Source organism: Peptacetobacter sp. AB845, from assembly GCF_047528295.1.
Classification (GTDB): Bacteria; Bacillota; Clostridia; order Peptostreptococcales; family Peptostreptococcaceae; genus Peptacetobacter.
The window spans coordinates 279,261-293,136 of record NZ_CP180001.1 but is presented as its reverse complement, the minus strand read 5'-3'; the positions used below and the strand labels follow the sequence as shown (position 1 = coordinate 293,136).

The following is a 13,876-nucleotide window of genomic DNA, read 5'->3' as shown; positions in this document are numbered from 1 at the left end:
TTTATGAAATTAAATGTTATAAATAATTTAACACTCACAAAAATAAAAAGTAATAAATTGATGATATTTATTTTAACTATAATTTTTTCCATATTATTTATTTCATTAAATATCAAAGAAACTATGAACTATTACAGATTAAAAGATGCTGAACGCTATAGTGGAGAATTTAATTTACTAATAAAAAACATTGATAATGAAGAATATCAAAAAATCAAATCATATAAAAATATAAAAAATATATCGTATTCAAATACAAAGTCAATTATAAAAATAGGTGAAAAAGTATTTCCTGTAGAAGAAATAAACAAAAATTATCTAAATAATTTTGAAACGTCTATATTAGATGGAAAACTTACAAATGGCGTAGTAGTAGAAAAATGGGTTGCAAATCTTATGAATGTAAATGTAGGAGATACCATAAATATAAAAACAATATCAGTAAATAAATCAGCACAAGAAAGAATAAAGATAGGTGCTGTAATATCTGATATTGCACCAAATAAAATTAGAGCAAGTTGTATTATATATGATATCAATGAAAAAGATAAAATATCTAAAAATTCTGAGATATTAATAAAATTAAAGGACACGAAAGATATAAAAAACTTAAAGGCTATTTAATTAATAAATGTAAAATAAAGCAAGATGACATACACGAAAATAAAAATGTTAATGGAATAATTGAAGAAAGTACAATCTTTTCAAAAGAATACATAACATCTTATATAATATTATTTTTCTCTTTAACATTTATAATAGCTATGATTTCAAATGTAAATTTAATATATAGAAAAAATGAATATAAAATAATGGATGTGTTAGGAATGAAAAAATATACATTTTCAAATATGCTTCTAAAAGAAATGAGTATTTCTATTTTATTATCAGAAATATTTTCAATATTAATATCAATCATTGTAACAAATCTTTTAAAAAAATATATGTATTTATTTAATCAAAATTTAATAGGAAATAACATTAATACAATAGAATACAACAAAGCGATTCTTATTTTTTTAGTAATAGGAATTTTGGCAGCGATTGTATCTTCAAAAATAGATTATTATATTATTTCTGGAAATAAAAATAAACAAAATATTAGAGAATTTAAACATATAAAGATTATAGATAAATTATCTAATAAAAAAGATGTAATGAAGAAAATTTCTTTAAGATATTCTATAAGAAATAAAAATATACTAATAGCAATGTCGGTTATAATTATACTGTCAAATACAATATATTTCTCTCAAAATTATTATTCAAAAATGATGGATTATCACAATAAAAAACTTATAAATGATTATACAAATGGATATAACTACGATATATTGGTTGAAAGTAGCGACTTTAATTTCGATGGAATATCTGAAAATGATTATAATAAAATAAAAAATATGAATGTAGATAATAAAAATATTGTAAGTAATATGCTTGTGTCGGCTCAGCATATGGGAGATATCAAATTAGAAAAGAAAAATATGAGTGAAAAAAGCATAAACTATTTGAGAAATTTAACTGATGAAATAAATGAAAATTATACAACATCGATAAAAGGTGGAATAAAAGAGGAAAAAGATTTATTTATTATAAAAGGTTCTGTATTTTCATTTGATGATGAAACAGCGAAAAAATATGGAATAGATAATAACAAATCTGAAGCTACGATATATATTCCTATAGAGTGGATAGAAAATATGAATAAAGATTTTATAGGAAAATATGTAGATTTTGGATATGGAAAAATAAATGAATACTCTCAAAATGAGATATACAATTTTGGTAAAAATGAAAATAATATAAAAATACCTATAAAAAAACTTTCAAATGAATATACTTTTTCAGGGGATTATTATACAAAAGATGATTTACCACAAATTATTGTAAGTAGAGATATGTATAAAAAGATATTTAAAAAGGTAACATATAACACAATGAGTATCAATATATCTGATAAATTATCAATAAATACTGTAGTGGAAGGTATAAACAATATATTGAATGCTTATAATGTCAATATTGTAGATAAGCATGAAGAAAGGGAAGCTTTAAAAAATAGTTCGGATATACAAGGGCTGGCGTTAGAAGCTGTGAGTATAATCATCTACATATCGTCAATATTATTATTTGTTCTTTTATATAATAAATTTTTGAGAATAAGAACTGATGATTATGAAATGATGAGAATTTTGGGTGTTAGTAGAAGAAAGATAAAAGAGATTATAGAGCGAGAAATTAATATAGTTGTTATAACAAGTATAATTATAACAGTGATGATATGTATACTAAGTCAATGTTCTATATATAATTATTTCTACAAAATGGGATATTCTGTAAATAATTTTAAATTTGAAGTTTGTAAATTAATGCTTATTTGTTTTGTAAATATTGTTGTTTATATTATTTTAAACTTGAAAAATAATATGAATATTAAATTATAAAAAGTAGAATTATACTAGAAAGGATATTTAAAAGATTATGGGTATATCTATCACAATAACTGAAAAATGTAATTTAAAGTGTAAATATTGTTATGAAACAAATTGTAAAAATAATAATACTATAAGTTATGAAAATATAGATAAATCTCTTGAATTTTTAAAAGAAGAGTTAAAAGTGAGAAAAAAAATATCTATTCATGGAGGAGAACCATTTTTAGAAATTGATAAACTAAAGTATTCTATAAAGAAAATAAGAGATATAGAATCAGAAATAAATGAAAAAATAATTATAACAACAACATCAAATGCTACAATCTTAAATGAGGATATATTATCAATTGTATCAAAGGATATTGATGGTTTAACTATAAGTATTGACGGAAATGAAGAAGCACATGATAAGTTTAGAGTGTTTAAAAATGGAGAAGGAAGCCATAATAAAGTATTAAAGAATGCAAAAATTTTTAATGATATAGTAGATAATTTAAGAATCAGAATGACATTTAATAAGGATACAGCAAGTTTATTATATGAAAGTTTTTCATTTCTTGTGGAAAATGGATTTAAAACTATAGTTGCACATCCTGATATGAACGATAAAAACTGGGATGAGGAAGATTTAGAAGTATTATTTAAAAATGTATTGAAAATAAAAGATAGTTATTCGGAAAGAGATATAAATTCTAATTTATTAGAAAAAGACTTAACTTTATTAGGAAATTGTGAAATAGGCATGAACATATATCACGATGGAACAATATATCCCTGTATTGGAGTTATTGGTAATGAAGAAATGATTATAGGGAATGTAAATGAAGGAATATATAAAGAAAAGATTGATAGGATAATTCATGAAAATAAAAAAGTTATTTCTAGTTGTAGGAATTGTGATTTATATGATTATTGTGAAGGAACGAGATGTAAAATTATAAATAAAACTGTAACAGGTTCTTTCGAGTTACCATCACCAATAGTATGTAGATTTAATGGGATACTTTTTCAAACTAATGAAATAAGTTTAAAGAACAAAAATTTTTAATAAAATAATAAATATTTAAAGGAAGGAAAATAAATTTGTAATGAAAGATAATAAAAAAACAAAATTATTTTCTAGGTTTGTTCGTATTTTAGTCAAAGGAAATAAATATTTAATAGCAATATTGTTTTGTATTATGTTGACTATTGCAGGACTTGATCTTATAGAACCACAAATAACAAGAACTATAATAGATAATGCTATAGGATTAAAAAATACCAATTTACTTATAAAGTCTATACTTTTATATACGTTGGTAATAATTATATCAGCAATTTTAAATATAGTACTAACTTATTTAGAATCTATTATGAAAAAAAGAATTGCTATTAAACTTAAAAATAGATCTTTAAAACATTTATCAAAACTATCTGGAAATTATTATAGCAATATAAAAACAGGAAATATAATAAGTATTTTAAACTCTGATATATTTAATATAGAAAATTTTGGTATAGAAATATTACTCTCAATAGTAATTGATATAATTACAGCTGTAGCAACACTTATAATATTAATAAACTTGCAACCAGATTTATTAATAATTGTATTAGTAATACAATTAATTATAATTGTTATTCAAACAAAATTTTCAAAAGAATTGTCAAATAAAACAAAAGAAATAAGACAAAAAGATGGAGATATTTCAAATTTAATTCAGGAATATGTATCAAATATTATGAATATAGTGATATCGAAGTCAAAACAAAACTTTTTTAAAAGATATACAAAAGAGCAAAGAATACTTACGAATAAATGTATTAACTTGGATTTGAAAATAGCTAAAAATACATCAGAAATAAATGTTATGAGTGGGCTTATTATTATAAGTATATTTGGTTATGGTGGATTAAAAATAATAAATAATGAATTAAGTTTAGGAGAGCTAATATCTTTTCAACAATATATAGGACTACTTATAATGCCTTGTACAAGGATAGTAAATTCAAATACAAGGATACAACAAGCACTCGTATCAGCAGAAAGGATATTTGAACTCATTGATGAACCAATAGAAATACAACAAAATAATGTTGGAAAAAAGATAGAAAAAGATGATAATTGTACAATAAAATTTGAAAATGTATCATTTTCTTATACTAAAGAGTATAAAAATTTGGATGGTATAAATATTGTATTTAAACCATATGAAACAACTGCATTAGTGGGAAGTAGTGGAAGTGGTAAATCTACTATTATAAATTTGATTTTTAGAATGTGGGATGTCGATGATGGAGAAATATATATAAATAATGTAGATATAAGAGAATATAATCTAAAAAACTTGAGAAAAAATATATCAATAGTTACACAAGATTCATTGCTATTTGACGATACAATAAAAAATAATATACTTTTGAATAGAAAGAATATAGAAGAAGGCAAATTTATAAATCTTTGTAATAAATTGAGAATAAACGAATTTGTAGATGATTTGGAAGATGGATTTGATACAATTATTGGTGAAAATGGGGTTAAACTATCTGGAGGTCAAAAGCAAAGGCTATCAATAGCTAGAGCTTTACTAGGTAATGAAAAAATAATAATATTTGATGAAGCAACCTCTGCATTAGATAATATATCTCAAAAAATAGTTTTAAAAACAATAAAAGAATTTACAAAAGAAAAAACAGTTATATTTATAGCTCATAGAATTTCTACTATTGTAGATGCTGATAAAATATATGTGTTAGAAAATGGAAAAGTTATAGAAGAAGGAAATCACATAGAATTATTAAAAAATAATAAAGTATATAGGAAAATGTTTGTTCAAGAAGATACAATTAAATAAAAGAATCTGGAAAGAGGTGTTGATTATGAAAGAATCTCGTTTGGAAGTAATAAACTTAAAAAAATATTATGGTAAAAATGAAAATATAGTCAAAGCAGTAGATGGAGTTAGTTTAAAAATAGAAGATGGAAAATTTACAGCGATAATAGGGACATCTGGATCTGGAAAGAGTACGTTACTTCATTGTATGGCAGGACTAGATAAACCTACAGATGGAACAGTCATTTTAGATGGTAAAAATATATATGATTATAATGATGAAGAATTATCAGAAATAAGACGTAAAAAATTTGGTTTCATTTTCCAATCTTTCAACCTTATACCTGTTATAAATGTGTATGACAATATAATATTGCCTATACTTTTAGATGGAAGTAAACCAGATGAAGAATATATAAATAGCATAATAAAAGCAGTTGGTCTTGAAGAACAGATAAAAAAATTCCCAAATGAATTATCTGGAGGTCAGCAACAGAGAGTGGCAATAGCTAGAGCTTTATCAAATAAACCAGCTATAATATTTGCTGATGAACCTACAGGAAATCTTGATTCAAAAACTACACAAGATGTTATGAGTTTATTAAAAAATACTGTAAAAGAATTTAATCGGACGTTGCTTATGATAACACATGATCAAAGTATTGCAGATAGTGCGGATAGAATAATAACAATAAGTGATGGAAAAATTGTATAAAAAGTAAAGCTTAAAAAGTATAAAAGGAAACAATTTAGTTATATACGGTGTGTATAATAATTAAAATTGTTTCCTTTTTTGTTTTGATAAATAAATATACTATATCTTGTAAATAATAATTATAGAAATATAATTTATAGGAGATGATTTTTTGAATATAAAAGAAGTAATTTTAAATGCTAAGAGATTTAATGCATCTGATATTCACATAATTTGTAATGATTATATAACTTTTAGAATTGATGGAGAGCTAACGAGATATTCATCAAAAGTTGTAGATAGTTATAATTGTAGGGAATTTTGTGATGATTTAATAGGAAGTGAAGAAACTAAGCTCAAGAAGAGATATGAAAAATATTTGGACGAAGAATGTGGAGAAATAGATTTTTCTAGGAATTTAAATTTTGTAGATTTAGAAAATGAAATAGAAAATAACGATACAAAAGATAATAAGATTATAGGAAATGATATAAATAGATATATAAAAGAGGGTGTTAAAGAATATAGTTTTTACAATGTAGAACTTAATAAAACTAAAGTAAATAAAGAAGACGAAAATTTTTTTAGAATAAGAGTTAATATCTATAGACGGAATGGGGGAGATTGTATATCAATTAGGTTGATTCCAGGTCATGTAAAAACAGCAAAGGAATTGAATATTCCAGATATAGTATGTAATTCTGGTGATTTAAAAAGTGGAATAATATTGATAACAGGAGCTACAGGAAGTGGAAAAAGTACTACTCTTGCTGCAATAATAGATAGAATAAACAAAACATCAAAGAAACATATTATCACTTTAGAAGAGCCTATAGAATATTTGCATAAGAGTGATAAAAGCATAATAAGTCAAAGAGAATGTGGAAAAGATACCGTAGATTTTTTATATGGATTGAAATCATCTTTAAGACAAGATCCAGATGTTATAATGATTGGAGAAATAAGAGATAAAAAGACTGTTGAAACTGCTCTCTCTGCATCTGAAACAGGACATCTTGTACTATCTACAGTTCACACATCTAAAGCATCTGAGGCGATAGATAGGATAGTGAATCTGTTTGAGTCTGAAAGACATAAAGAGATAAGGGGACTTTTGGCTAATCAGCTTAGATATGTATTTTCTCAAAGACTTATAAAAGCAAATAATGGACGAAGAGCTATATTTGAAATTATGAAAAATACAAACTCAATAGCTGCTATGATAAGAGAAGGAAAAGATGAGAGTATCGATGATATGATAAAAACTGGAAAGAAATACGGAATGCAGATGTTTGAAGAGCAGATAGAAACATTGTATCGAGAAGGAATTATTTCCGAGGAAATATATTTAGATGAAATAAATAATAGATAAGAAAAGACCAACGGATTAAAATCGATAATCTGTTGGTCTTTTTAAATGTATTATTCTTTTTTATCAGAACGTTTTAAGTCTATATAAGCTAATATGTAAGAAAATACTATACATGCAAATATTTTAAAATATGATAATGGTTCGTATGGTTTTAAAAGTGATAAATCTTTAAAAATCATAGCTACTAAAGAACTGACTGGAAGATATATTAAAATAATAGCTTCCCAATGAATTAAGAGGACAGTATTCCAATTGATATTACTATCATCTCTATAAGGTTCATTTTTGATTGCAGTATAAGATAAGATACAGCAAAATACAAAAAGCATAAAAATTTTTAAATATGCTATAGGGCTATTGATTTTTAGTATTAGTGATTTATCGCCAGAAAGAATAGATATAAAAATTGCTAGTGGAATGTATGCACTCATAGCCCAGATAGCAATTTTAAATACACTTTCAAAATTTATTTTATCTATATATTTTTCGTTTATTTTATCAAAAAATTTTTCAAACAACATGAACTATCACTCCGTATCTTTTAAAGAAAATCTATCTTTAAATTCAATAAATACTATAATAATGAAAAATAGTATATCAAAAGTTAAATTATCTAAAGAAATAGAGGATAAATTTAATAAGTTAAAATTATTATCAAATACTACGTTTGCAGCAGCAAAGATAAGATAAAGTTGTATAAATCGAAAAATAAATTTTAAAATTAAATTAATACAATTATTCTTTTTCAAAAAAATCAATCCTTTCTATAAATTGATTAAAATTTTTACTTTAATAAATGAATATTATTATAGTATTTTAATTTTTATTAATAATCTTTGTAAAAAATCCGATAATAAATAAAAAATCTATAAAAATATAAAAATAATCAATTTTATTAAAAATCAATGCTGATACTATATCTAAAATCAATAATAAAATTATACAAATTGAAATAACTTTTTCATTTATATGTATTGAATTTATATTCATTTTCATAAATATAAATCTAATAATATCATTAATGCAAGAAATTATAATTAAACTTAATAAAATAAAATTAAAAAATTTATTTTGGAATGACCAAACATTTTCAATTAATAGATTAATATTATATGAAAAAATAAAACGAAGAATAATAAATAAAATTATCACAGATACTATAAAAGAATTAGTAATTTTTTTTACTTCATCAGGGGAATTTAATTTTACATCATTAGCATCTTTTAAAAATAATTTCATAAATAATCACCAATTTCTTTATTTTTAAGGTTCATAGTGCAAATCCTCCTTGAAATTTATTTTTTATGATTATAGCATAGATTGAAATAAAAATAACAAAAAAACGATTTCTGTAAATGTTATGTAACTACAAAATAAATATACTAAAAAATTACTATTATTTTGTAACAAAATATAAATAAAAATGAAATAATAATGTAGATATAGTGTAATTTGTATGAAAAAATAAACAAGATAGTAAATTATATATTAAAAATATAATGAGATATAATTATTTTAATAAATAATAAAATATAAAATAAAAGTATTAAATTAAAATATATTGTAAATAATATTGATAGAAGTATTTATTAGTATAGAAAGTAAATTAAATATAAGGAGAGAAAATTCAAAGATGGATTTAGAAAAGTTTGAGATTTTATTTTTATCATTTTTATTTGCAATAATAATTTCTACAATCGTACAAAAAGTTGTAAAAGCTTTTATCGAAAAAGAGGATTACACAAAAATCAATATAAAAAAATTGAAGATATTCTTAATAATATCTACATTTATATACATCATCTCTATTTTTAAAATTTATCCAAATAATTTGGATAGAATCAGTTATTTTATATTTTTTGTTTTAGCAATTATTATAAGTTTAATAGATTATTATACAATGTATGTGTATGATATTCTTGTTTTTAGTGGTATAATAATTCAGAGTGTAGTTAAAATTTTAAATGGAAATGTTGAAATCTTAGTAGATAGTGTGTTGGCAGGGTTGCTATGTGCTTTGGTTTCATATTTAATAGTAAAGGCGACCAATATGATGGGAACGGGAGATATAGGTGTGTATGCTCTTTGTGCTATGACTATTGGATTTGAAAGTTCGTTATCGTTGATACCGGGCTCTTTTCTTGTTTCTGCAATCTTTTTGATTATAAGATTTATATGTGGAAACAGGGATAAAAAAATTGCTTTTGCTCCATATATAATTATTGCAGCTATATTGAATATTCTCGGATTTGATATATTAAGGTGCTACCTCGATATAATTGAGAAAATAATTTAGGATAATATAAAAATAAATTAGACTAATTGCAAAATTAAATTGAATAATTAATTAAAAAAAGGAGAGAAAAAATGTATATAATAGTAGGACTTGGAAATCCTGGTCAGAAATACGCAAAGACTAGACACAATGCAGGATTTGAAGTAATAGACAGATTAGCAGATGAATACGGAATAAGTGTTACAAAGATAAAACACAAGGCTTTAATAGGAGAAGGAAGAGTTGGGACAGAGAAGGTTGTTCTTGTAAAACCTACAACTTATATGAATTTAAGTGGGGAGTCTGTAGTTAGCCTTTATCAGTTCTATAAACCAGATTTAGACAAATTAATAGTGATATACGATGATATAGATTTAGATGTAGGAAAACTTAGAATAAGAAAAAAAGGAAGCCCTGGTACACACAATGGTATGAGATCTATAACTCAGTGCTTAGGAACTAAAGATTTCCCAAGATTTAGAGTAGGTGTTGGAAAGCCAGATAAAGGAAGAGATTTAGCTGATTTCGTTCTTTCAAGAGTGCCAAAAGAACAGGACGAAGCTATGAACGAAGGGTTTGAAAAAACTGCAAAAGCTATAGATTCTATGATAAGAGAAGGAATCGACATGGCTATGAATAAATACAACGGATAATAAATTTATTTAAAGTTAAATATCAATTTTAAAGTTGAGTAGTAATTTTTTTAATAAATATATACTTAATAAGCTAGAGTTAAGGAAAATAATTTAATATAGAATATAGAGAATTAAAGGAGCGAAGGAAAATGGGAGATATATTTTTTAATCCGCTTCAGAATTCAAAGGAATATATAAAACTTAAAGAAAAACTTGATGTAGAGGGAAGATGTCTGCTTTTAAATGGGTTAAATCAAGCTCAAAAAGCTCACATATCTTCATCTCTATTCAAGGATCTTTCAAGGCCTATTATTTTTATAGGTTCGACTGAATATGAAGCGAGAAAGATTTACGAAGATTTAAAATTCTACGTTAAGGATAAGGTAGAGCTTTTAACTTCAGATGAGATAAGATTTTATTACTTAGATGCTAAAGATAGAAAGCAGGAAGCGAAAAGAATAAAGACGCTGCTTAAATTAGCAAAAAAAGAAAAGTTAATACTAGTTACAACTGCAGATGCGGTACTTAGAAAGTACTTACCTAAAGAGGTATTATTAGATAATACTTTTAAATACAAGGTAGGGGATATAGTAGATATAGAAGAGCTATCTTCAAAGTTAGTTTCGTTAGGATATGAGAGAGTGTCAAAGGTAGAGGGGTTTGGACAGTTCAGTGTTAGAGGTGGAATTGTTGATATATTCTCACTTGAATATGAAAACCCTATAAGAATTGAGTTCTTTGATGATGAAATCGACTCAATAAGAACTTTTGATGTATTTTCTCAGAAATCTATAGATAAGCTGAAAACGTTTATACTTACTCCTTCTAGGGAATTTATATACCCTGAAAATGTTGAAGAGACAGTTTCTAGGATGAAAAAAGATAGAGGAAAAGTGTGTAGCGACGATGTAGAAGCTGTTATAGATAAAATTGAGAGAAAAGAGTACTTTGATGGAATAGAAAACTATATAGACTACTTCTATCCAGATGTAGAGAAGAGTATTTTTGAATACTTAGATAAAAATGCGATAGTATTTATAAATGATATATCTAGAATGAAGGAAAGATGCGAGAATTTTGCTGAGGAATTTAAAGACAGTTATAAGATGAATTTGGAAAGAGGAACTGCACTAAAATCTCAGGGAAATTTAGTCTACAATTATATAGATTTAGAGTACTGTATAGGAGATAGAAATATAGTGATAAACTCTCTACTACCAAAGGCTGTTAAAGGATTTAATGTAAAGGAAATACTGAATTTTGACAGTAGAGAAGTTCCATCATTTAATGGAAAGATAGATATTCTTGCAGATGAGCTTCAGAGATTAAAATATTCTGGGCATAAGATTATCCTTGCAGTAAACAGCTCAGAAAGAGCAAAAAAATTAAAAGAAGCTTTATTTGAATACGATGTTGAAACTTCGATAGCTAAAAAAAGAGATACAGAGATAAAATCATCTCAAGCTATAATAATGGAAGCTGCAATTAGCGAAGGGTTCCAGTATAGAGATATTAAGTTCACTGTTATAACTGACAAGGAAATGATCGGAGTTCAGAGAAGTGGACTAAAATCTAAAAAGAAGAAAAAGAAAAATACAAATGCACAGAAAATAGACTCATTCCTAGACTTAAATCCTGGAGATTATGTAGTTCACGAAAATAGCGGTATAGGTAGATATACAGGTATAGATCAGATAACTGTCGACGGAATTAAGAAAGACTACATGAAGATAGTCTATAGAGATGGAGATAATTTATATGTGCCTATTGACCAGATGGACAAGGTTCAGAAATATATCGGAGCTGAGGCTGAGAAGGTCAAACTTAGTAGACTTGGTACACAGGAATGGACAAAGGCAAAGGCTAAGGTTAGAAAAGAAATCGAGGATATGACTGAGGAACTTATCAACCTATATGCTAAAAGGGAAAAAATCAAGGGATATAAATTCTCTAAAGATACTGTTTGGCAGAAGGAATTTGAGGATAAATTCCCATATCAGGAGACAGATGACCAGCTTAAAGCTATAAAAGATACTAAAAAGGACATGGAATCTCCAAAAGTTATGGATAGATTAATCTGTGGAGATGTTGGATACGGAAAAACAGAAGTCGCTATAAGGGCTGCATTTAAGGCTTGTATGGATGGAAAACAGGTTGCTGTACTTGTTCCTACGACTATACTTGCACAGCAGCATTACAACACATTTAGTGAAAGATTTGCAGATTATCCAATAAGAGTTGAGGTTCTTAGTAGATTTAAGACTCCTAAACAGCAGAAAAAAATCATAGAAGATGCTAAAAAAGGAATGGTAGATGTACTTATAGGTACACACAGAATAATTTCTAAAGATATAGAGCTTCCAAAGCTTGGACTTGTTGTAATAGATGAGGAGCAGAGATTTGGGGTTAAGCACAAAGAAACTTTAAAGAAAGTAAAAAATACTGTAGATGTTCTTACTCTATCTGCAACACCAATTCCGAGAACTCTTCATATGTCATTATCTGGAATAAGGGATATGACTGTAATAGAAGAGCCACCACAGGAAAGACATCCAGTAATAACCTATGTTACAGAAGCTAGAGATAGTATTATTCAGGATGAAATTGAAAAAGAAATCTCAAGGGGTGGACAGGTATTCTTCGTCTACAATAGAGTAGAGGGAATAGAAGGAATTGCAGACAAGGTTAGAAAATTAGTTCCAGATGCTAGAGTTGCTGTTGCACATGGTAGAATGAGCTCAAAGACTCTTGAAGATATTATAATAGCATTTATGCAGAAGGAATTTGATGTGCTTGTATGTACTACTATAATAGAAACGGGTATGGACATTGCAAATGCCAATACAATGATAATTTACGATGCAGATAAGATGGGACTTGCTCAGCTTTATCAGCTTAGAGGTCGTGTTGGTAGAAGTACTAGACAGGGATATGCGTTCTTGATGTACGAGAGAAATAAGAGCCTTAGTGAAATAGCAGAGAAGAGATTAAAAGCTATAAAAGAATTTACAGAGTTTGGATCTGGATTTAAGATAGCTATGCGTGACCTTGAGATAAGAGGTGCTGGAGATGTCTTAGGTGCTCAGCAGCATGGACACATGGCTGTAATAGGTTACGATTTATATGTTAAGATGCTAAACGAAGCTATTAGAAAAATTAAGGGCGAGCCTGAAATAGTAGAGGTAGATGTAGAAATAGACCTTCCTGTTGATGCATATATACCAGATAGATATATAGAAGATGAAATGGCTAAGATTGAAATGTACAAAAAAATTGCTTCAATCGACAGCAAAGAAGATATGTACGAGGTTCAGGAAGAATTAGAGGATAGATTCTCTGATATACCAAGACCTACTCAGACACTATTATCTATAGCGTATATAAAATCTCTTTGTAAAAAACTTAAAATCGAAAAAGTATATCAAATTAAGAATGAAGTATTCTTAAACCCTTACATGAGATATAGAGTAAAATCTAAGGTTGGATATAAGGTTGTTGAAGAAATACAAGAATTGTTAGAAGAATATGTGGAAAAATTTGAAAAAGAAGACGAAGAGAAAAAATAGAAAAACGAAAAAATAAAGATAAGTAGCAATAAAAATCACTACATGATAAGATATAGATGTATGATGATTAACTAAAATTAAAT

The 13,876-nt window shown here is 25.9% G+C and carries 11 protein-coding genes; 9 read left to right on the top strand and 2 right to left on the bottom strand.

Annotated elements, in window-relative coordinates; all coding sequences use genetic code 11:
• Positions 1-3: 3 nt before the first annotated feature.
• From ACK2WO_RS01305 to ACK2WO_RS01280, 6 genes are all read left to right on the top strand, one after another.
• Positions 4-624 carry a hypothetical protein gene (locus ACK2WO_RS01305; RefSeq protein WP_414698178.1) on the top strand — a complete coding sequence of 207 codons (621 nt, stop codon included), beginning with the start codon at positions 4-6 and terminating at the stop codon, positions 622-624.
• Positions 573-2,444: an ABC transporter permease gene (locus tag ACK2WO_RS01300; protein WP_414698728.1), complete on the top strand. Its 1,872-nt coding sequence runs from the start codon at positions 573-575 to the stop codon at positions 2,442-2,444. The genes ACK2WO_RS01305 and ACK2WO_RS01300 overlap by 52 nt, the downstream gene beginning before the upstream one ends.
• Positions 2,445-2,481: 37 nt before the next feature.
• A complete protein-coding gene (locus tag ACK2WO_RS01295) occupies positions 2,482-3,483 on the top strand; it encodes a radical SAM/SPASM domain-containing protein (RefSeq protein ID WP_118548701.1) in 1,002 nt (333 codons plus the stop codon).
• Positions 3,484-3,523: 40 nt separating this feature from the next.
• Complete coding sequence (locus ACK2WO_RS01290; protein WP_118548700.1) at positions 3,524-5,272, top strand: ABC transporter ATP-binding protein; 1,749 nt, start codon at positions 3,524-3,526, stop codon at positions 5,270-5,272.
• 25 nt (positions 5,273-5,297) lie between these two features.
• Positions 5,298-5,966 (top strand): ABC transporter ATP-binding protein, encoded by a 669-nt coding sequence (locus ACK2WO_RS01285; RefSeq protein WP_329982132.1) that lies wholly within the window; start codon positions 5,298-5,300, stop codon positions 5,964-5,966.
• Between the two features lie 151 nt (positions 5,967-6,117).
• A complete protein-coding gene (locus ACK2WO_RS01280) occupies positions 6,118-7,317 on the top strand; it encodes a type IV pilus twitching motility protein PilT (protein WP_414698177.1) in 1,200 nt (399 codons plus the stop codon).
• 50 nt (positions 7,318-7,367) lie between these two features.
• Here ACK2WO_RS01280 and ACK2WO_RS01275 read toward each other — a convergent pair whose 3' ends face one another.
• A complete protein-coding gene (locus tag ACK2WO_RS01275; RefSeq protein WP_414698176.1) occupies positions 7,368-7,838 on the bottom strand; it encodes a hypothetical protein in 471 nt (156 codons plus the stop codon).
• A 295-nt stretch (positions 7,839-8,133) separates the two neighbouring features.
• Positions 8,134-8,556 carry a hypothetical protein gene (locus tag ACK2WO_RS01270; RefSeq protein ID WP_329982135.1) on the bottom strand — a complete coding sequence of 141 codons (423 nt, stop codon included), beginning with the start codon at positions 8,554-8,556 and terminating at the stop codon, positions 8,134-8,136.
• Positions 8,557-8,950: 394 nt separating this feature from the next.
• On the opposite strand from ACK2WO_RS01270, the gene ACK2WO_RS01265 reads away from it, so the two are divergent.
• The 3 genes from ACK2WO_RS01265 to mfd all read left to right on the top strand — a co-directional run bounded on the left by ACK2WO_RS01265 (position 8,951) and on the right by mfd (position 13,793).
• Positions 8,951-9,613: a prepilin peptidase gene (locus ACK2WO_RS01265; protein ID WP_414698175.1), complete on the top strand. Its 663-nt coding sequence runs from the start codon at positions 8,951-8,953 to the stop codon at positions 9,611-9,613.
• A 71-nt stretch (positions 9,614-9,684) separates the two neighbouring features.
• Positions 9,685-10,245 (top strand): aminoacyl-tRNA hydrolase, encoded by a 561-nt coding sequence (gene pth, locus ACK2WO_RS01260; protein WP_006441159.1) that lies wholly within the window; start codon positions 9,685-9,687, stop codon positions 10,243-10,245.
• Between the two features lie 131 nt (positions 10,246-10,376).
• A complete protein-coding gene (mfd, locus tag ACK2WO_RS01255) occupies positions 10,377-13,793 on the top strand; it encodes a transcription-repair coupling factor (RefSeq protein ID WP_414698174.1) in 3,417 nt (1,138 codons plus the stop codon).
• Positions 13,794-13,876 lie beyond the last annotated feature (83 nt).